15 protein-coding genes are annotated in these 18,935 nt (G+C 73.2%); 3 read left to right on the top strand and 12 right to left on the bottom strand.

The genetic code is table 11. The annotated features are described in order from the left end of the window. Positions 1–40 precede the first annotated feature (40 nt). From QIY60_RS15320 to QIY60_RS15285, 8 genes are read right to left on the bottom strand one after another with little or no spacing between them, the layout of a single operon-like run. Positions 41–652, bottom strand: coding sequence for a TetR/AcrR family transcriptional regulator (locus tag QIY60_RS15320; protein ID WP_283142945.1), 612 nt, complete (start codon positions 650–652; stop codon positions 41–43). After that, positions 640–1,374, bottom strand: a complete 735-nt coding sequence (locus QIY60_RS15315) for an enoyl-CoA hydratase family protein (protein WP_283142944.1) — start codon at positions 1,372–1,374, stop codon at positions 640–642. Before QIY60_RS15315 ends, QIY60_RS15320 begins: the two co-directional genes overlap by 13 nt. Next, complete coding sequence (locus tag QIY60_RS15310) at positions 1,371–3,008, bottom strand: 4-coumarate--CoA ligase family protein (RefSeq protein WP_283142943.1); 1,638 nt, start codon at positions 3,006–3,008, stop codon at positions 1,371–1,373. The genes QIY60_RS15315 and QIY60_RS15310 overlap by 4 nt, the downstream gene beginning before the upstream one ends. Before the next feature lie 20 nt (positions 3,009–3,028). Beyond that, positions 3,029–4,180, bottom strand: a complete 1,152-nt coding sequence (locus QIY60_RS15305) for an acyl-CoA dehydrogenase family protein (RefSeq protein WP_283142942.1) — start codon at positions 4,178–4,180, stop codon at positions 3,029–3,031. Then, the gene (locus QIY60_RS15300) at positions 4,177–6,087 is read right to left on the bottom strand and encodes a biotin carboxylase N-terminal domain-containing protein (protein WP_283142941.1); all 1,911 of its coding nucleotides are present in this window, start codon (positions 6,085–6,087) and stop codon (positions 4,177–4,179) included. Before QIY60_RS15300 ends, QIY60_RS15305 begins: the two co-directional genes overlap by 4 nt. 7 nt (positions 6,088–6,094) lie before the next feature. Beyond that, complete coding sequence (locus QIY60_RS15295; protein WP_283142940.1) at positions 6,095–7,696, bottom strand: carboxyl transferase domain-containing protein; 1,602 nt, start codon at positions 7,694–7,696, stop codon at positions 6,095–6,097. Continuing rightward, on the bottom strand, positions 7,693–9,375 hold the full coding sequence (locus tag QIY60_RS15290; RefSeq protein ID WP_283142939.1) for an acyclic terpene utilization AtuA family protein: 1,683 nt from the start codon (positions 9,373–9,375) through the stop codon (positions 7,693–7,695). The genes QIY60_RS15295 and QIY60_RS15290 overlap by 4 nt, the downstream gene beginning before the upstream one ends. Then, positions 9,375–10,160, bottom strand: a complete 786-nt coding sequence (locus QIY60_RS15285; protein ID WP_283142938.1) for a TIGR03084 family metal-binding protein — start codon at positions 10,158–10,160, stop codon at positions 9,375–9,377. The genes QIY60_RS15290 and QIY60_RS15285 overlap by 1 nt, the downstream gene beginning before the upstream one ends. 213 nt (positions 10,161–10,373) lie before the next feature. Here QIY60_RS15285 and QIY60_RS15280 point away from each other — a divergent pair, with 213 nt between their 5' ends. Further along, a complete protein-coding gene (locus QIY60_RS15280; protein ID WP_283142937.1) occupies positions 10,374–10,613 on the top strand; it encodes a DUF6879 family protein in 240 nt (79 codons plus the stop codon). A 231-nt stretch (positions 10,614–10,844) separates the two neighbouring features. Here QIY60_RS15280 and QIY60_RS15275 read toward each other — a convergent pair whose 3' ends face one another. Both QIY60_RS15275 and QIY60_RS15270 read right to left on the bottom strand, forming a co-directional pair. Beyond that, complete coding sequence (locus QIY60_RS15275; protein ID WP_283142936.1) at positions 10,845–11,792, bottom strand: EamA family transporter; 948 nt, start codon at positions 11,790–11,792, stop codon at positions 10,845–10,847. 147 nt (positions 11,793–11,939) lie between these two features. Further along, entirely contained in the window at positions 11,940–14,774 is a 2,835-nt protein-coding gene (locus QIY60_RS15270; RefSeq protein ID WP_283142935.1) for an FAD-binding and (Fe-S)-binding domain-containing protein, read from the bottom strand. Positions 14,775–14,884: 110 nt separating this feature from the next. On the opposite strand from QIY60_RS15270, the gene serC reads away from it, so the two are divergent. Continuing rightward, positions 14,885–16,003: a phosphoserine transaminase gene (gene serC, locus QIY60_RS15265; RefSeq protein WP_283142934.1), complete on the top strand. Its 1,119-nt coding sequence runs from the start codon at positions 14,885–14,887 to the stop codon at positions 16,001–16,003. Positions 16,004–16,158: 155 nt separating this feature from the next. Here serC and QIY60_RS15260 read toward each other — a convergent pair whose 3' ends face one another. After that, a complete protein-coding gene (locus QIY60_RS15260) occupies positions 16,159–17,163 on the bottom strand; it encodes a WD40 repeat domain-containing protein (protein WP_283142933.1) in 1,005 nt (334 codons plus the stop codon). A 68-nt stretch (positions 17,164–17,231) separates the two neighbouring features. On the opposite strand from QIY60_RS15260, the gene QIY60_RS15255 reads away from it, so the two are divergent. Then, complete coding sequence (locus QIY60_RS15255; protein ID WP_283142932.1) at positions 17,232–17,912, top strand: GDSL-type esterase/lipase family protein; 681 nt, start codon at positions 17,232–17,234, stop codon at positions 17,910–17,912. Between the two features lie 15 nt (positions 17,913–17,927). Here the strand turns inward: QIY60_RS15255 and QIY60_RS15250 are convergent, their stop codons facing one another. Beyond that, positions 17,928–18,926: an aldo/keto reductase gene (locus QIY60_RS15250; RefSeq protein ID WP_283142931.1), complete on the bottom strand. Its 999-nt coding sequence runs from the start codon at positions 18,924–18,926 to the stop codon at positions 17,928–17,930. Between the last annotated feature and the right edge of the window lie 9 nt (positions 18,927–18,935).

Below are 18,935 nucleotides of genomic sequence, written 5' to 3'. Positions count from 1 at the left end.
GGGCGGGGCGGGGGGTCGGGCGCGAGCCCGGCCCCCGTTCTCATGCCCCCAAAGCCCCGTCCACCAGCTCCGCCCACTGCGCCACCACCCGGCGCCGTCGCGCCCCGTCGTCCGTCAGGACGTTCGCGAGGCCGAGGCCGCGGGCCATGTCGAGGAGGCCCTGGACGGTTTCGCGTACGCCGGGTATCGACTCGTCCGCGCCGAGCAGGGCTACAGCGATCCGGTGCGACTCCCGGCCGACCCGGGCCTCCAGCTCCCGTACGCGCGCGTGCAGTTGGGGCTCGTTCGCGGCGGCCACCCACAGGTGCAGGGCGGCCCGGAACAGCGGGCCCGTGTAGAGGTCGACGAGGCTGGCGACCACGGTGTGGCGGTCGGTGGGCCCCAGGGCGCGCAGGGCCGTGGAGCGCTCCTCGGCCACGTACTCGACGGCCGCCGTGAACAGGTCCTCCCGGGTGGGGAAGTGGTGCTGGGCCGCGCCGCGCGAGACGCCGGCCCGCTCGGCGACGACCGACACCGTGGAGCCCGCCCAGCCGTGTTCGGCGAGGCACGCCACCGCAGCTTCCAGGAGGCGCTGCCGGGTGGCCCGGCTGCGGTCCTGCTTCGGCGCGTGGGGGCCCTTCGCAGAGGCAGTCGCCGAGGTCACAACACCCATGGGGGCTCCCGTCGTTCCAGGAACGCCGTCACGCCCTCCTTCGCCTCGGCGGAGGCGAACAGGGCCGCCGAACGCGCGCTCAGGTCTTCCGTCCAGCGGTCGAAGGTCTCCACCACGGTAGCCGTGACCAGTGCCTTCGATGCGGCCAGGCCCTGCGGGGAGGCCCGGCGCAGCCCGTCGAGTACGGGTGCGAGGGCCGTGTCCACGTCGTCGGCCGCCTCGGTGAGCAGCCCGGCCCGTACGGCCTCGGCCGCCCCGAACCGTTCCCCGGTGAGGTAGTAGCGCCCGGCGGCGCGCGGGTCCATGCGGGGCAGCAGGGGCATGGAGATCACGGCGGGGGCGAGCCCGAGCAGGGCTTCGGTGAAGGCGTACGAGGAGTCGGGCCCGGCCACCGCGATGTCGCAGGCGCCGAGCAGCCCGAGCCCGCCGGCCCGTACGTGTCCGGTGACCCGGGCCACGACCGGCTTGGGCAGGTCGACGACGGCCCGCATCAGGGCCACGAAGGCGGCCGGGTCGGGGGGCGACTTGAGGTCGGCGCCCGCGCAGAAGGTGGTGCCGGTGTGGGTGAGCAGGACGGCCCGTACGTCCGGGTCGGCGGCGCAGTCGGCGAGGGCCGTGCCGAGTTCGCCGACGAGGGCGGCGGACAGGGCGTTGCGGTTGGCGGGCGAGTCCAGCGTCAGTGTGGTGATGCCCCGGTCCTGCGACCGGTGTACGACGGTCATGCGGTGCCCTTCTCGCTGTCCCGGAGTTCCCGGAGTTCCCGGAGTTCCCGGACCTCCCGGCGTTCCCTGAGTTCGCGGCGGAGGATCTTCCCGGTCGCCGCGCGCGGCACTCCGCCGATGAACTCCACCCGGCGGACCTTCTTGTACGGGGCGACGCGCTCGGCGACGTACGCCATGACGTCCTCGGCGGTGAGGTCGTCGGTGCCCGGTGCCCGTACGACGTAGGCGCACGGCACTTCGGTGCCGTCCTCGTCGTACACGCCGACGACCGCCGCGTCCGCGATGGCGTCGTGGGTGAGCAGGAGTGCCTCCAGTTCGGCGGGGGCGACCTGGAAGCCCTTGTACTTGATGAGTTCCTTGACCCGGTCGACGACGAAGAGCCAGCCGTCGGCGTCGGCGTGGCCGATGTCGCCGGTGTGCACCCAGCCGTCGGCGTCGATCATCTCGGCGGTGGCGTCGGGGCGGCCGAGGTAGCCCTTCATGACCTGGGGGCCCCGGATGGCGATCTCGCCGGTCTCGCCGGGGGCGACGTCACGGCCCGGCTCGTCCAGGGAAAGCAGGCGCATCTCGGTGCCGGGCAGCAGTTTGCCGACGGTGCCGGGCGGCGGGTTCGCGGCCGACAGGGGCACGGCGTGGGTGCCGGGCGAGAGTTCGGTCATGCCGTACGCCTGGCGCACCGGCGGGAGCCCAAGGCGGGCCGAGCAGGCGGCGGCGAGCTGGGCGTCCAGCGGGGCGGCGGCGCTGACGATGTACTCCAGGGAGGAGAGGTCGTACTGCGCGACCGCCGGGTGCTTGGCGAGGGCGAGCACGATCGGCGGGGCCACGTACAGGCCGGTGATGCGGTGGCGCTCGATGGTGGCGAGGAACTGGTCGAGGTCGAAGCGCGGAAGGACGACGACGGTGGCGCCGTGCCGCAGCGGGGCGTTGAGCAGTGCGGTGAGGCCGTAGATGTGGAAGAAGGGCAGGACGGCGAGGATGCGGTCGCCGGGTTTCATGGGGCAGAGCGGGTGGAGCTGGGCGAGGTTGGTGGCGATCGAGCGGTGGGTGAGCATCACGCCCTTGGGGACGCCGGTGGTGCCCGAGGAGTAGGGCAGGGCGGCGATGTCCTCGCCGGGGTCGATGTCCACGGCGGGTTCGGGGGCGGTGGAGGCGAACATGTCGAGGACCGAGCGGTGGCCGTCGGCCCGGTCGCAGACGAATATCTCCGCGATGCAGCCGCTGAGTTCGGCCGCGCGGCGGGCCGTCTCCAGAAGTGGCGCGATCGTGACGATCCAGCGGGCCGAGGAGTCGGCGATCTGCTTGGCGAACTCCTCGGCCGTGGCGAGTGGATGGACCGTGGTCACCGAGGCCCCGGCGCGCGTCGCCCCGTAGAACACGGCGGGGAAGAGCACCGAGTTGGGGCTGTGCAGGGCGAGGACGTCGCCCTTGCGCAGCCCGGCCTCGGCGAGCGCGGCGGCGACCCGGCGGTGCCGCACGTCGAGCAGGGCGTACGAGACGGAGGTGGCGCCCGTCGGGTCCGTGCCGTCGATGAGGGCGGTGGCGTCGCCGTAGCGGGCCGCCGCGTACCCGAGGACGGCCTGGTGGATGGGTTCGTCGACGACCGGGACGGCCGCGTACTCGCTGTGGAAGACCATGAGGGCACGTCCTAGTACGGCTAGTACGACTTGGGAAGCCCCAGCGTCTGATGCGAGACATAGTTGAGGATCATCTCGCGGCTGACCGGCGCGATCCGGGCCACGCGCGCCGCCGTGATGAGTGCCGCGAGCCCGTACTCGCGGGTCAGGCCGTTGCCGCCGAGGGTGTGCACGGCCTGGTCGACGGCCTTCACGCAGGCTTCGGCGGCCGCGTACTTGGCCATGTTGGCGGCCTCGCCCGCCCCCATGTCGTCGCCGGCGTCGTAGAGCGCGGCCGCCTTCTGCATCATCAGCCGGGCCAGCTCCAGCTCGATGTGCGCCTGGGCGAGCGGGTGGGCGATGGCCTGGTGGGCGCCGATGGGCTGCTTCCACACCTGCCTCTCGCGCGCGTACGTGAGGGCCCTGGCCAGTGCGTACCGGCCCATGCCGATCGCGAAGGCGGCCGTCATGATCCGTTCGGGGTTGAGCCCGGCGAAGAGCTGGAGCAGCCCGGCGTCCTCGTCGCCGACGAGCGAGGCGGCGGGCAGCCGCACCTCGTCGAGGACCAGCTCGAACTGCTTCTCCTGCGCCTGGAGTTCCATGTCGATCTGGGAGCGCTGGAAGCCGGGGGCGTCGCGGGGGACGATGAACAGGCAGGGCTTGAGACTGCCGGTGCGGGCGTCTTCCGTACGGCCGACGATCAGGGTGGCGTCGGCGATGTCGACGCCGGAGATGAAGACCTTGCGGCCGGTGAGGATCCAGCCGCCACTCTCCTCGTCGCGGCGGGCGGTGGTGGTGATGCGGTGCGAGTTGGAGCCCGCGTCGGGCTCGGTGATGCCGAACGCCATGGTCCGCGAGCCGTCCGCGAGCCCCGGCAGCCAGGTGCGCTTCTGCTCCTCGGTGCCGAAGCGGGCGATGACCGTGCCGCAGATCGCGGGCGAGACGACCATCATGAGCAGCGGACAGCCGGCGGCCCCCAACTCCTCCAGGACGATGGAGAGTTCGGCCATGCCGCCGCCCCCGCCGCCGTACTCCTCGGGCAGGTTCACGCCGAGGTAGCCGAGCTTGGCGGCCTCGGCCCACAGCACCTCGCGGTCGTGTCCCCGCCCGTGCCGCTTCCCCAGGGCCGCGACGGCGGCCCGCAGGTCCTTGAGTTCCTGGCTCTCGATGGCGCTGCTGCGTGCTCCGGTCATGACGGCTGGTCCTCCTGAGCTTCGGATGCGTCCTGTACGACGGCGAGCAGGGCACCGACCTCGACCTGGCGGCCGGGGGCGGCGTGGAGCGCGGTGAGCGTGCCGGAGGCGGGGGCAGTGATGGGGTGCGTCATCTTCATCGCCTCCAGCCAGATCAGCGGCTGCCCGGCGGTGACCGTGGCCCCTTCGGCGAGCCCGTCCGCGACCCGGACGACCACGCCCGGCATGGGGGCGAGCAGCGATCCGGGGGCGACGAGGCCGCTGGGGTCGGTGAAGCGGGGGTGTGCGGTGAAGGCGTACGAGCCGGTGGCGGTGTCGACGTACACCTGGTCGCCGTACCGCGCGACGAGGAAGTCCCGTGCGACTCCGTCGACTTCGAGGCGTACGCGGCCGGGCTCGGCGGCTTCCAGGCGTACGTCCGCGAACCCGTCGGCGGCGAGGCCCTCACGGGTGAGGCGGTAGCGGATCTCGTGGTCCCCGTACCGCTTGGTCTGCGGCTGGGACGGCAGGTTGCGCCAGCCGCCACCGAAGCGGGAGGTGCGGCCCGCCGCGTCCGCGAGGGCGGCGGCGAGGGCCGCGTGCGCCTCCCCCGCGCGCGGCTCGGTGAGGGCGGCCAGGTGCCGGTCGTAGAAGCCGGTGTCGACGCGGCCGGAGGTGAAGTCCGGGTGGCGCAGGGAGCGTACGAGCAGGTCGCGGTTGGTCCTCGGACCGTGGATACGGGCCCGTTCGAGCGCGCGGGCGAGGGTGCGGACGGCGGCGGCGCGGGTGGGGGCGTGGACGACGGCCTTGGCGAGCATGGCGTCGTAGTGGACGCCGATGGTGTCGCCGTCGCCGTAGCCCCGGTCCAGGCGGACGCCGGGGACGTCGAGGCGGTGCAGGACACCGGTCTGCGGGGTCCAGCCGCCGGCCGGGTCCTCGGCGTACAGCCGCGCCTCGACGGCGTGCCCGCTCGGCTCCGGCGGCTCGGCGGACAGGGCGGCGCCCTCGGCGACCTGGAGCTGGAGCGCGACGAGGTCGACCCCGAACACGGCCTCCGTTACGGGGTGTTCGACCTGGAGGCGGGTGTTCATCTCCAGGAAGTACGCCCGGCCCTGGGCGTCGACCAGGAACTCGACCGTGCCCGCGCCCCGGTAGGAGACGGCCCGGGCGGCGGCCACGGCGGCGGTGCGGAGCCCGGTGCGCAGGGCCTCGGGCAGGCCGGGCGCCGGGGCCTCCTCGATGACCTTCTGGTGGCGGCGCTGGAGCGAGCAGTCCCGGGTGCCGAGCGCCCAGACCGTGCCATGCGCGTCGGCCATGATCTGCACCTCGACGTGGCGCCCGCGCTCCACGTACGGCTCGGCGAACACCTCGCCGTCCCCGAAGGCGGACCGGGCCTCGGCGGAGGCGGACTCCAACTCACCTGACAGATCGCGGAGTTCCCGTACAACCCGCATGCCCCGGCCTCCCCCGCCCGCCGCCGCCTTCAGGAGCAGCGGCAGATCGGCGGCGGTGGCCTTCGCCGGGTCGACGGGGGCGAGCAGCGGGACCCCGGCCGCCGCCATCAGCTCTTTGGCGCGGGTCTTGGAGGCCATCGCCTCGATGGCGGCGGGCGGCGGGCCGATCCAGGTCAGCCCGGCGTCGACGACCGCCTGGGCGAAGTCGGCGCTCTCGGAGAGGAACCCGTACCCGGGGTGCACGGCGTCGGCGCCCGCCGCGAGGGCCGCCTTCACGACGAGGTCGCCGCGCAGATACGTCTCGGCGGGCGTGGCCCCCGGCAGCCGCACGGCCGCGTCGGCCTCGTGGACGTACGGCAGGGACGCGTCCGGGTCTGAGCACACGGCGACCGTGGAGATGCCCAGGTCACGGCAGGTGCGGAAGACCCGGCTCGCTATTTCGGCCCGGTTGGCGACGAGTACGGACTGGATCATCAGCGCCTCACATCCTGAAGATGCCGAAGCCGCCGCGCGCGCCTTCGACCGGGGCCGTGTGGACGGCGGACAGGCAGATGCCGAGGACCGTGCGGGTGTCGCGGGGGTCGATGACCCCGTCGTCGTACAGCCGCCCGGACAGGAACGTCGGCAGGGACTCGGCCTCGATCTGCTGCTCGACCATGGCGCGCAGCCCGGCGTCCGCCTCGTCGTCGTACGGCTGCCCCTTGGCGAGCGCGGAGGCGCGGGCGACGATCGAGAGGACCCCGGCGAGCTGCTGCGGCCCCATGACGGCGGACTTGGCGCTGGGCCAGGCGAAGAGGAAGCGGGGGTCGTAGGCGCGCCCGCACATGCCGTAGTGCCCGGCGCCGTACGAGGCACCCATGAGCACCGACAGGTGCGGCACCTTCGAATTGCTCACCGCGTTGATCATCATCGCGCCGTGCTTGATGATGCCGCCCTGCTCGTACTCCTTGCCGACCATGTAGCCGGTGGTGTTGTGGAGGAAGAGCAGCGGGATGTCGCGCTGGTTGGCGAGCTGGATGAACTGGGCGGCCTTCTGCGACTCGGCGCTGAACAGCACGCCCTGGGCGTTGGCGAGGATGCCGACGGGGTAGCCGTGCAGCCGTGCCCAGCCGGTGACCAGGCTCGTCCCGTACAGCGGCTTGAACTCGTCGAAGTCGGAGCCGTCGACGATCCGGGCGATCACCTCGCGCGGATCGAAGGGGGTTTTCAGGTCCCCCGGCACGATCCCGAGCAGCTCGTCCTCGTCGTATTTGGGCGGCTCGTACGGGACGGCCGGGTCCGGGTGCGCCTTGCGGTGGTTGAGGCGGGCGACGATGCGCCGGGCCTGGCGCAGGGCGTCCCGCTCGTCCACGGCGTAGTGGTCGGCGAGGCCGGAGGTGCGGGCGTGCATCTCGGCGCCGCCGAGCGACTCGTCGTCGCTCTCCTCGCCGGTGGCCATCTTGACCAGCGGCGGCCCGCCGAGGAAGACCTTCGACCGCTCCTTGATCATGACGGTGTGGTCGGACATCCCCGGTACGTACGCGCCGCCGGCGGTCGAGTTGCCGAACACCACCGCGATGGTGGGGATCCCGGCGGCGGAGAGCCGGGTGATGTCGCGGAAGAGGGCCCCGCCCGGGATGAAGATCTCCTTCTGGGAGGGCAGATCGGCGCCGCCGGACTCGACGAGGCTGATGCAGGGCAGCCGGTTGGCGTACGCGATCTCGTTGGCCCGCAGCGCCTTCTTCAGCGTCCACGGGTTGGAGGCGCCGCCGCGTACGGTCGGGTCATTGGCAGTGATGAGACATTCCACCCCCTCGACGACCCCGATCCCGGTGACCATCGAGGCGCCGACGGGGTAGTCGCTCCCCCAGGCGGCGAGCGGCGAGAGCTCCAGGAACGGGGTGTCGGGGTCGATCAGCAGCTCGATGCGCTCGCGGGCGAGCAGCTTTCCGCGTTTGCGGTGGCGTTCGGTGTACTTGGGGCCGCCGCCCGCGAGCGCCTTGGCGTGCTCGGCGTCGAGCTCGGCCAGCTTGGCGAGCATGGCCTCGCGGTGGGCGGCGTACTCGGGCCCGGCCGTATCGAGTGCGGTCGGCAGGACGGTCACAGCAGCACCTCCGGGATGTCCAGGTGGCGCGAGCGCAGCCACTCGCCGAGCGCCTTCGCCTGGGGGTCGAAGCGGGCCTGCGCGGCGACGCCCTCGCCGAGGAGGCCGTGGACGGTGAAGTTGAGGGCGCGGAGGTTGGGCAGCACGTGCCGGACGACTCTCAACTGGCGGCTTTCAGATATCAGTTCCTGAAATCGCTGAACTGTCAGCTCATGGACGAGCCATCGCCAGGCGTCGTCGGACGTCACCCACACGCCGACGTTCGCGTCGCCGCCCTTGTCACCGCTGCGGGCCCCGGCGACGAGCCCGAGGGGGGCGCGGCGGGTGGGCCCGTCGGGCAGGGGCGCGGGCGGCACCGGCTCTCCGACGTCCTCAAGGACCCGAGTCCGTACGGGACGGGGCAGCGACTCCCGTGCGCCATCGGGCAGCACGGCGACGTGCGCGACCTCGCCCGCGTCGATGTACTCCGCCTCGAAGACGCCGTAAGGGGCGCCCTTCCCGGGCGGGGCGGTGACGTGGAACCCCGGGTAGCTGCCGAGGGCGAGCTCGATGGCGGCGCCGCTGACGGTACGGCCGACGGCGTCCGGCTCGGGGTCGCGGACGACGAGCCGGAGCAGGGCGCTGGAGGTCTCCTCGGTGGCGGCGTCGGGATGGTCGGTGCGGGCGAGCTCCCAACGGATGTCGGCGGGCCGGGACTTGGTGCGGTCGAACGAGTCCTCGACCTGTGCCCGCACGAGCTCGGCCTTGGCCTCGATGTCGAGGCCGGTGAGCACGAAGACGACCTCGTTGCGCCAGCCGCCGATGCGGCAGAGGCCGACTTTGAGGGTGGGCGGGGGCTCCTCGCCGCGTACGCCCGTGATCCGCACCCGGTCGGGCCCGTCCGCCGCCGGCCGTACGGTGTCGAGCCGGGCGGTGACGTCGGGCCCGGCGTACCGGGCGCCCCCGGTCTCGTACAGGAGCTGGGCGGTGACGGTGCCGACGTCGACGACACCACCCGTGCCGGGATGTTTGCTGATCACACTGGTGCCGTCGGAGTGGATCTCGGCGAGGGGGAAGCCGGGGCGGCGGATGTCGTGGTCGCGGAAGAAGGCGTAGTTGCCGCCGGTGGCCTGGGTCCCGCACTCCAGGACGTGCCCGGCGACGACGGCTCCGGCGAGGGCGTCGTACTCCTCGGGCCCCCACCCGTGCCACCAGGCGGCGGGGCCGGTGACGAGGGCCGCGTCCGTCACCCGCCCGGTGACGACGACGTCGGCCCCGGCGGCGAGGCAGGCGGTGATGCCGGTGCCGCCGAGGTAGGCGTGGGCGGTGAGGCCGCCGGGGCGCGGGGGAAGGGAGTCGCCTTCGACGTGGGCGACGCGGGTGGGGAGGCCGAGCTTGGCGGCCAACTCCCTTACTTCTTCGGCGAGTCCGGCGGGGTTGAGCCCCCCGGCATTGGTGACGATCCGCACCCCGCGTTCGTGGGCGAGTCCGAGGCACTCCTCCAGCTGGCGCAGGAACGTCTTGGCGTAGCCGAGGCGGGGGTCCTTGAGGCGGTCGCGGCCGAGGATGAGCATGGTGAGCTCGGCGAGGTAGTCCCCGGTGAGCACGTCGAGCGGCCCGCCGGTGAGCATCTCGCGCATGGCGTCGAAGCGGTCGCCGTAGAACCCGGAGGCGTTGGCGATCCGCAGGGGCCGCCGCATCAGGCCCCCTTGGGCGCGCGTCCGGGACCGGCCGGGCCCGCGAAGGCCTGGGCGATGTCGAGCCAGCGGTCGGCGTCGGGGCCGTGGGCGCGGACGGCGGTGTCGGAGCGGTGGATGCGCTGGGTGACGAGGAGGCAGAAGTCGAGGGCGGGTCCGGTGACGCGCTGGTCGGCGTCTTCAGGCCCGTACGTCCACAGGCCGCCCGGCCCGGTCAGCTCGACCCGGAACTCCTCGGCGGGCGCGGCCAACCCCCGTACGGCGAAGGCGAAGTCGCGGGCCCGTACGCCGATCCGGGCGACGTGGCGCAGCCGGTCGGTGGGCTCGCGGGTGCGGCCGAGGGCGTCCCAGACGTCCTGGCCGTGCGCCCAGGTCTCCATCAGGCGGCCGGTGGCCATGGAGGCGGTGGACATGGGCGGGCCATACCAGGGGAAGCGGGCCCCGGCGGGCGCCGCGTCCAGGGCCTCGCGCAGCCGGGCCCGCCCGTGCCGCCACCGTCCGAGGAGCTCGCCGGGTTCGAGCCGGGCGCCCGCGTCGGCACCCTCGTCGACGAAGGTGCCGGGCGAGGCGGCGGCCTTCTCCACCTCCGCCGCGAACGCGTCGGCGTCGGTGACGGCGAGCAGCGCGGCCCCGTCGGTCCAGGCCAGATGCGCGATCTGGTGGGCGATGGTCCACCCCGGCGCGGCGGTGTCCAGCCGCCAGTCCCCTGGACTCAACGCCCCGACGAGCCGGTCGAGTTCCTCCCCTTCGGCGCGCAGATCGTCGAGCACGGCGTTCGGATCGGACACGGGGCGCTTCCCTTCGAGCGGGGATACGTGCGGTGTGCCCCGGAGCATGGCAGCGGTTTACAAAACAAGCAAGCGTGCTTGCATTATTTTTTGCCAGGGGCGCGTGCGCCCGAAGTCGCGTGCTGGAGTGCGTTCTTGACGGTGCGGTGGTGGCGGCGGGATGGTCGTGCGCGCAAGTGGGTGTAACACTCGTCCGAGTGCGGGAGGCGCGCGATGCCGCAGAGCGGTCCGGGCTTCTTCGGCTTGATCGAGACGGCCGAGTTCCAGGCCGTACACCTCGAAATGCGGGACGCGTACGGCGTCGGCAACGAAGCCGAGGACTTCGCGTCCTGGAAGCGGACGGGCGTGTGCGACACGGACCCGGCGTCGGAACGGTGGGCGCCATGGGTCGACCTGGTGCGCAGGGCCATCGGGCGGGCCCGTATCGCGGAGGCGATCAACCCTCTCGGGTGATTGCGGTGCAAGGCCATGCAAGACCGTGGCCCTATCGGCCGATCCCACCGCCCGGGACGGGCGGCATGTGGCGGACACCGAGATGGTGCTGCTGCCGTCCGAGGCCGAGTTGCTCGGCGAGCGGCTGGCGGGGGCCCTCGGTGGGGCCGGGCCAAGGCTCGGGAGCTGTTCGACGGGCGGGCCGGGGTGCCCCCCACATCGGCCCGCCCGTATGGAACTGCGCCCCCTGGGCTACCGCCCCACCTGCGACCGCACCGCCCCCACGCTCGCCCCGATGACCAGCGCGATCGCCAGCGCGTCCGTGGCCGACAGGGCCTGGTGGAGGACCAGGAAGCCCGCCGTCGCCGCGATGGCCGGTTCCAGGCTCATCAGGACCGCGAAGGTGGAGGCGGGGAGGCGGCGCAGGGCGAGGAGTTCGAGGGTGTACGGGAGTACGGAGGACAGGATCGCCACCGCCGCGCCCAGGCCTATCGTCGACGGGACCAGGAGCTTCGAGCCCGACTGGATCGCGCCCAGGGGGAGCGACAGGACCGCCGCCACCGCCATCGCCAGCGCCAGGCCGTCCGCCTGCGGGAAGCGGCGGCCCGTACGGGCGCTGAACAGGATGTACACCGCCCAGCACGCCCCCGCCCCCACCGCGTACGCCGCCCCGACCGCGTCCAGCGACCCGAACCCGTCGCCCCCGCCGCTGCCGAGCAGCGCCACGCCCGCGAGCGCCAGCCCGGCCCAGACGAAGTTGACCAGGCGGCGGGAGGCCAGGACCGAGAGGGCGAGGGGGCCCAGGACCTCCAGGGTCACCGCGGTGCCGAGCGGGATGCGGTCCACCGCCTGGTAGAAGAGGCCGTTCATGCCCGCCATCGCGACGCCGAAGGCGACCACCGTCCCCCAGTCGGCGCGCTTGTAGCCGCGTATCTTCGGGCGGCACAGGATCAGGAGCACCAGCGCGGCCGCCAGCAGGCGGAGCGTCACCACGCCCGCCGCCCCCGCCCTCGGCATCAGCATGACCGCGACGGCCGAGCCGAACTGGACCGATATCCCGCTCGCCACCACCAGCGCGACCGGCGCCAGCGCCGCCCTGCGGCCCCCGCCCCCGCCGAGCCCGCCCGCCGCCTCCGGGGTCGCGACGGTCGCCGCCGCGGTGGCGGTCGTCGGCTCTGCGGCGGCGTGCGGAGTGGTCACCGGGGTTCCCCTAGCTGGTTAGTTCAATACATTGGACTGTCTCGTTAAAATATTGCACCAGCGCGGCCGCTCGGTCCAGCGATTTCCCTCCGCGAAACGGAATGGCGCCCTCCTATCAATGTAAGCGGCGTTCGACCCCGCTACCCGCTACCCCTCACCCGGCAGCCCCTCCGCCAGCACCTCCGCCAGATGCCTCGCCCGCCGCCCCGCCAGCTGCTCCAGTTGCGTACGGCACGAGAAGCCGTCCGCCAGGACCTCCGTGCCGGGCTCCGCCGCCCGTACCGCCGGCAGCAGCTCGTCCTCCGCGCAGGCCACCGACACCTCCCAGTGGCCCCGCTCGAACCCGAAGTTCCCGGCCAGGCCGCAGCAGCCGCCGCTCAGCGCGCCCGTCAGCCCGGCCCGCTCCCGCAGCCGGCGCTCGGCCGCGTCCCCGAGCACCGCGTGCTGGTGGCAGTGGGTCTGCCCGACGACCGCCCGCCCCACGTACGGCGGGGTCCACTGCGGCGCGCACTCCTCCAGCGCCTGCGCGAACGTACGCACCGACGCCGCCAGCCGCGCCGCCCTCGGGTCGTCGGGCAGCAGCTCCGGCAGATCCGTGCGCAGCGCCGCCGCACAGCTCGGTTCCAGGACGACGACCGGCAGACCGCGATCGAGCAGCGGCTCCACCGCGTCCAGCGTGCGGCGCAGGACCGCGCGGGCGCGGGTGAGCTGGCCGGTCGAGACGTAGGTGAGGCCGCAGCAGACCCGGCCCCGGGGCACCGCGACCCCCACCCCCGCCGCCTCCAGGACCCGCACCGCCGCCCGGCCGACCTCGGGGGAGAGGTGCTTCGTGAACGTGTCGGGCCACAGGACGACCCCGGCAGGCCCGGCAGCTCGCCCCCGCCACCACCCCCGAAACGTCTCCCCCGCCAGCACCGGCAGCCCCCGCTCGGGCGCGATCCCCGCCAGCCGCTTCACCAGGGCCGCCAGCGGGCGCACCCGGGCCAGGGCGTTCAGGCCGCGCGCCCACGGCGCCGCGAGCCGCAGCCAGCGGGGCAGCCAGCCCATCGCGTAGTGGGACGCGGGCCGCAGCCGCCCCCGGTAGTGGTGGTGCAGGAACTCGGCTTTGTACGTGGCCATGTCCACCCCGACCGGGCAGTCGCTGCGGCAGCCCTTGCAGGACAGACAGAGGTCGAGCGCGTCGCGCACCTCCGGCGAGCGCCAGCCGCCGGTGACGACCTCGCCCGCCAGCATCTCGTGCAGCAGCCGCGCCCGGCCCCGCGTCGAGTGCGCCTCCTCACCGGTGGCCCGGAAGGACGGACACATCACCCCACCACCCGAACTCGCCTCCGTAGTACGGCACTTGGCCACTCCCACACACCGCCGCACCGCCGCCGAGAAGTCCCCGCCGTCCTGCGGATAGCCGAACTCCACCTCCACCGGCCGCCTCGGCAGCACCTCGAAGCGCAGGTTCTCGTCCAGCCGGGCGGGGCGGGCCAGCATCCCCGGATTCAGCAGCCCCGCCGGGTCCCACACGTCCTTGAACCGGCCGAAGAGCGCGACCAGTTCGTCCCCGTACATCTTCGGCAGCAGCTCCGCCCGCGCCTGCCCGTCGCCGTGCTCGCCCGAGAGCGAGCCGCCGTGCGCGGCCACCAGATCGGCCAGCTCCTCGGAGAAGCGGCGGAAGCGCGCCACGCCCGCCGCGCTCATGAGGTCGAAGTCGATCCGGACGTGGACGCAGCCGTCGCCGAAGTGCCCGTACGGGGTGCCGCGCAGGCCGTGGTCCCGCAGCAGGGCCCGGAACTCCCGCAGATACGGGCCGAGCCGCGCGGGCGGCACCGCGCAGTCCTCCCAGCCGGGCCACGCCTCCGTGCCGTCCGGCATCCGCGTCGCCGTCCCGGCCGCGTCCTCGCGTACCCGCCACAGCGCCCGCTGCCCGGCCGGGTCGGTGACCACGGCGGCGTCCAGCGGGGCGGCCGCCCGCACCAGCTCGCGGGCCCGGGCCAGCGCCTCGGCCGGGGTCGCGCCGCCGGTCTCCACGAAGAGCCAGGCGCCGCCGCGCGGCAGCCCGGAGCGGCCGCGCACCAGGTCGGCGGCCATGCCCTCGACGGTGAGCGGCCCGTACGCCAGCAGGGCGGGCGCCGCCTCGGCCGCCGCGCTCTCGTCCGGGTAGCCGAGCACGGCGAGCGCCCGGGCGACGGGCGTCTCCACCAGCCGTACGGTCGCCTCGGTGAGCACGCCGAGCGTGCCCTCGCTGCCGCAGAACGCCCGCGCCGGATCCGTCCCGCGCTCGGGCAGCAGCGCGTCCATCGCGTACCCGGAGATCCGGCGCGGCAGGTCCTGCGGATAGCCGGTGCGCAGCGCGGCGAGGTGGCGTTCGGTGAAGTCGCGCAGGCCCGCCGGGGCGCCGGTCCAGCCCTGCCCGAGGCGGAGCACCTCGCCCGCACCGCTCACCACCGCCATCCCGTGCACGTTGTCGGCGGTCGTCCCGTACGCCACCGAGTGCGACCCGCACGCGTTGTTGCCGATCATCCCGCCGAGCGTGCACCGGCTGTGCGTCGACGGATCGGGCCCGAACGTCAGCCCGTACGGCCGGACCGCCTCCCGCAGCACGTCGAGCACCAGGCCCGGTTGGACCACCGCCGTGCGCGCCTCCACGTCCACCGAGAGCAGGGCCCGCATGTGCCGGGTGAAGTCCAGGACGACCCCGGTCCCGGTGGCCTGCCCCGCGATCGAGGTCCCGCCGCCGCGCGGCACCACCGGCACCCCGTGCTCCCGGCAGACGGCGAGCGCCGCCGCCACGTCCTCCGCGTCCCGGGGCGCGACCACCCCGTACGGCACCCGCCGGTAGTTGGACGCGTCCATCGTCATCAGCGCCCGCGCGCCCGCCGAGAAGTCGACCTCCCCGCGCACGACCGCACGCAGTCCCCGCTCCAACGCGTCCGAGGCTGCCGCCGTACGCCCCGCGCCGCCCGCATCACCCGTGTCGCCTGTGTAGCCCATGGGAAACAGCCTGCCCACCGCAGGCCGGACGACGGCAGCCCGTGCCTTCGGCGTGTCTCGCGGGGTGGACCGGAGCCGCGCGCTCCCCGGCGTGCCGATACCCTGCGCTCGTGGCTGAGATCCAGATTCCCGCTGACATGAAGCCCGCCGACGGCCGTTTCGGCGCGGGCCCCTCCAAGGTGCGTACGGAGGCGCTGGACGCCCTGGCCGCCACCGGTACCTCGCTCCTGGGCACCTCCCATCGCCAGGCCCCGGTCAAGAACCTGGTCGGCGAGGTCCGCCAGGGCGTACGGGACCTGTTCTCGCTGCCCGAGGGGTACGAGGTGATCCTGGGCAACGGCGGCTCGACCGCGTTCTGGGACGTCGCGACGCACGGGCTGATCGAGAACAAGTCGCAGCACCTGAACTTCGGCGAGTTCTCGTCCAAGTTCACCAAGGCCGCGAAGCTCGCGCCGTGGCTGGCCGAGCCGTCGGTGATCGCCTCCGAGCCCGGCACGCACCCCGAGCCGGCCGCCGAGGCGGGCGTCGACGTCTACGCCTTCACCCACAACGAGACCTCCACCGGTGTCGCCGCCCCGATCAAGCGGGTCGCGGGCGCCGACGAAGGCGCGCTCGTCCTGGTCGACGCGACCTCGGGCGCGGGCGGCCTGCCGGTCGACATCGCCGAGAGCGACGTCTACTACTTCGCCCCGCAGAAGTCCTTCGCCTCCGACGGCGGCCTGTGGATCGCGGCGTTCTCCCCGGCCGCGCTCGATCGCGCCGCGCGGATCCACGCGTCCGGCCGCCACATCCCGGAGTTCTTCAGCCTCCCGACGGCGATCGACAACTCCCTGAAGAACCAGACGTACAACACCCCGGCGCTCGCCACCCTCTTCCTCCTCAACGAGCAGCTGAAGTGGATCAACGGCCAGGGCGGCCTGGAGTGGTCGACGGGCCGCACCAAGGACTCCTCGACCCGCCTCTACACCTGGGCGGAGGAGTCCAAGCACGCGACCCCGTTCGTCACCGACCCGGCGAAGCGCTCGCAGGTCATCGGCACGATCGACTTCGCGGACGACATCGACGCGGCCGCGATCGCCAAGGTGCTGCGCGCGAACGGGATCGTCGACACGGAGCCGTACCGCAAGCTGGGCCGCAACCAGCTCCGCGTGGCGATGTTCCCGGCGATCGACCCGTCGGACGTGGAGGCCCTGACGGCTTGCATCGACTACGTGATCGAGCAGCTCTGAGTTTCGCCTGCGGATGATCCGTGGCTGGTCGCGCAGTTCCCCGCGCCCCTTAAATGCCGCTGCGCGGCATCCCCGGGGCGCCCCGAAGGGGCGCTTTTAGGGGCGCGGGGAACTGCGCGACCAGCCCCCACCGGCCCGCAGACAAACGCAGGCGCTCAGCCCCGTCGGAGCTTCCGCCTGAGCCCCACCCAGGCGGCCCCCGCCCCCACGATCACGATCACCCCGTACACAAAGTTCCGGTTGTCACCACCGGAGTCCGAGCCGCCGCCGCTCGCACCCCCGCCGGACGGCGAACTCCCCTTGTCCGACGGGGACTCCGAGGCCGAAGCGACCGGCACCCGCACCACCGGACTCTTCGCCCCCTCCGACCCGAAGAGCAACGCCTTCCCGTCCGGCGTGTACGTGACGGACTCCGCCTGCCGCATCAGCGGCGCATCCACCCCGTGCCGCGCCCCGAGCTTCCCGTTCTTCCACTCGTACTCGGCCGCCCAGAAGTACCCCCGCAGCGCCAGCTTCGACCCGTCCGGGGAGAACGCGCCGTCCGTGACCCACGGCACGTCGTCGATCCGCCGGAACACGTTCGTCCCGGCCGTGGAGAGCCGCTCCGGGCCCTCGTACAGCCCGCCGCCGCCCTCCTTCTTCGACGCGATGTAGAGGCGGCCGGTCTTGGGGTGGACCATCAGCGCCTCGGCGTTGCGCGGCCCGTCGGCGTACTTCACGACGTACTGCGTCGCCTTGACGGTCGCGTCCTTGAGCCGCGCGGGCTCGGGGAACTTGTAGATCCAGACGTTCTTCCAGGTGCCGCCGAGGTTGTCCCCGATGTCCCCGACGTACACGTTCCCGTCCGAGCCGACCGAGATCGCCTCGACGTCGCGCGGCTTCCCGACGCCGGTCAGGGTGACGGTGGCGACGGTCTCGCCGGTCCTGGAGTCGACCGCGTACACGTACGGCCCGTCGTCGCTGTCGTTGTGCGTCCAGTAGATCCCCGGGTGCGCCCGGCTGGCGGCGAGGCCGCTGGACTCCTTTATCCGGGGATCCTTGATCGTGAAGTCGCCGTCGCCGCCGTCGGCGGCCGTAGCGGCGGCCGGTCCGGCGGCCCCCAGCACGACGAGCCCGGCGACCGTGGCGGCGGACAGAAGCGAACGCATCGGGAAACGCATGGGACCAAGTGTCCATCGTCACGTGGCAGCCCGTCGAAGCCGTCCAGGTGATCCGCCATCATGGCCCCATGCGTTTCATGTTCGTCGGCGACTCCATGACCATCGGACGCGCCGGCGACATCACCTGGCGCTACCGCATGTGGCAGCACCTCAGCACGTCCTTCGACGGCCCCTTCGAGATCGTGGGGCCGCGCACCGAGCTGTACGACACGGAGGCGGGCGCGCCGCTGTCGTACGCGTACGGGGCACCGGACTTCCCGGCTCCGGCCCGCCGCCACCTCTCCGGCTGGGGCGAGGGCTGGCTGCACATGGCCCCGCTGATCCGCGAGGCGGCTTCCCGGGCGGAGGCGGACGTCCTGCTGGTCTCGCTCGGCCTGATAGACCTCGGCTTCTACACGGACAGCGACCAGACGGCGGCCAACGTCCGCGCCTTCGTGACCCAGGCCCGGGCGGCGAACCCGGCCGTCCGCATGGTCCTGCTCCCGGTCATCCCGAACATCCGGGCCGAGTCGGACGCCCCCTTCGCCGCCGAGGTGACCCGCTTCAACGAACTCCTGGCGAAGGAGGTGGCGGACCTGGACCACCCGTCCTCCCCGCTGCTCCTCGCCTCCCACCCGCCGACGTACGACATCCACCAGGACACGTACGACGGCACCCACCCCTCGGCCTCGGGCGAACACAAGCTGGCGGCGGCGTTCGCCGAGGCGATGCATCAGGGGTGGGGGGTGGGCGGGGCGTACGCGGGCTGACGCCCCGGGTGGGGCCTACCAGGCGAACGCCTCCGGCGACGGCCCCGGGCCCGGGAAGATCTCGTCCAGGGACGCCAGCAGCTCCTCGTCCAGCTTCAGCTCGACCGCCCGCAGGGCCGAGGCGAGCTGGTCCGCCGTGCGCGGGCCAACGATCGGGCCGGTCACGCCCGGCCGCGTGAGCAGCCACGCCAGCCCGACCTCGCCCGGCTCCAGGCCGTGCTTGGCGAGCAGGTCCTCGTACGCCTGCACCTGCGCCCGTACCGCCGGATCGGTCAGCGATGCCGCCGCCCGGCCGCCGGTCGAGCGCGAGCCTCCGCCCTCACGCTCCTTGCGCAGGGCCCCGCCCAGCAGGCCCCCGTACAGCGGGGACCAGGGGATGATCCCGACGCCGTACTCCTGCGCGGCGGGAATCACCTCCATCTCGGCGCGGCGCTCGGCGAGGTTGTAGAGGCACTGCTCACTGACCAGGCCCAACCGGCCGGTCCTGGCAGCCACTTCGTTCGCCTGGGCGATCTTGTAGCCGGGGAAGTTGGACGTGCCCACGTACAGCACCTTCCCCTCCCGCACCAGGACGTCCATCGCCTGCCAGATCTCCTCGAAGGGGGTCTGACGGTCGACGTGGTGGAACTGGTAGACGTCGATGTAGTCCGTGCCCAGCCGCTTCAGGCTGCCCTCGACCGCCCTGCGGATGTTGAGCGCCGACAGCTTGTCGTGGTTGGGCCAGACGGGGGCGCCGTCGACGGACATGTTCCCGTACACCTTCGTGGCCAGGACCGTCTTGTCGCGGCGCCCGCCGCCCCGCGCGAACCAGTTGCCGATGATCTCCTCGGTGCGGCCCTTGCCCGCGCTCTGCCCGTAGACATTGGCGGTGTCGAAGAAGTTGACACCCGCGTCCTGCGCGGCGTCCATGAGCGCGTGGCTGTCGGCCTCGTCCGTCTGCGGGCCGAAGTTCATGGTGCCGAGGACGAGGCGGCTGACCTTGAGACCGGTGCGTCCGAGCTGCGTGTACTCCATGAGGCACCA

Origin of the sequence: Streptomyces sp. BPTC-684, assembly GCF_030028635.1 — a bacterium.
Lineage (GTDB): Bacteria > Actinomycetota > Actinomycetes > Streptomycetales > Streptomycetaceae > Streptomyces > Streptomyces noboritoensis.
This window is presented reverse-complemented; position numbering and strand designations above follow the sequence as displayed.

Excerpts from the sequence above, each read along its gene's own strand:
- QIY60_RS15280 (WP_283142937.1), top strand. The coding sequence starts at position 10,374 with ATGCCGCAGAGCGGTCCGGGCTTCTTCGGCTTGATCGAGACGGCCGAG.
- QIY60_RS15320 (WP_283142945.1), bottom strand. The coding sequence starts at position 652 with ATGGGTGTTGTGACCTCGGCGACTGCCTCTGCGAAGGGCCCCCACGCG.
- QIY60_RS15310 (WP_283142943.1), bottom strand. The coding sequence starts at position 3,008 with ATGGTCTTCCACAGCGAGTACGCGGCCGTCCCGGTCGTCGACGAACCC.
- QIY60_RS15305 (WP_283142942.1), bottom strand. The coding sequence starts at position 4,180 with ATGACCGGAGCACGCAGCAGCGCCATCGAGAGCCAGGAACTCAAGGAC.
- QIY60_RS15290 (WP_283142939.1), bottom strand. The coding sequence starts at position 9,375 with ATGCGGCGGCCCCTGCGGATCGCCAACGCCTCCGGGTTCTACGGCGAC.
- QIY60_RS15250 (WP_283142931.1), bottom strand. The coding sequence starts at position 18,926 with ATGGAGTACACGCAGCTCGGACGCACCGGTCTCAAGGTCAGCCGCCTC.
- QIY60_RS15270 (WP_283142935.1), bottom strand. The coding sequence starts at position 14,774 with ATGGGCTACACAGGCGACACGGGTGATGCGGGCGGCGCGGGGCGTACG.
- QIY60_RS15260 (WP_283142933.1), bottom strand. The coding sequence starts at position 17,163 with ATGCGTTTCCCGATGCGTTCGCTTCTGTCCGCCGCCACGGTCGCCGGG.
- QIY60_RS15315 (WP_283142944.1), bottom strand. The coding sequence starts at position 1,374 with ATGACCGTCGTACACCGGTCGCAGGACCGGGGCATCACCACACTGACG.
- QIY60_RS15300 (WP_283142941.1), bottom strand. The coding sequence starts at position 6,087 with ATGATCCAGTCCGTACTCGTCGCCAACCGGGCCGAAATAGCGAGCCGG.
- QIY60_RS15255 (WP_283142932.1), top strand. The coding sequence starts at position 17,232 with ATGCGTTTCATGTTCGTCGGCGACTCCATGACCATCGGACGCGCCGGC.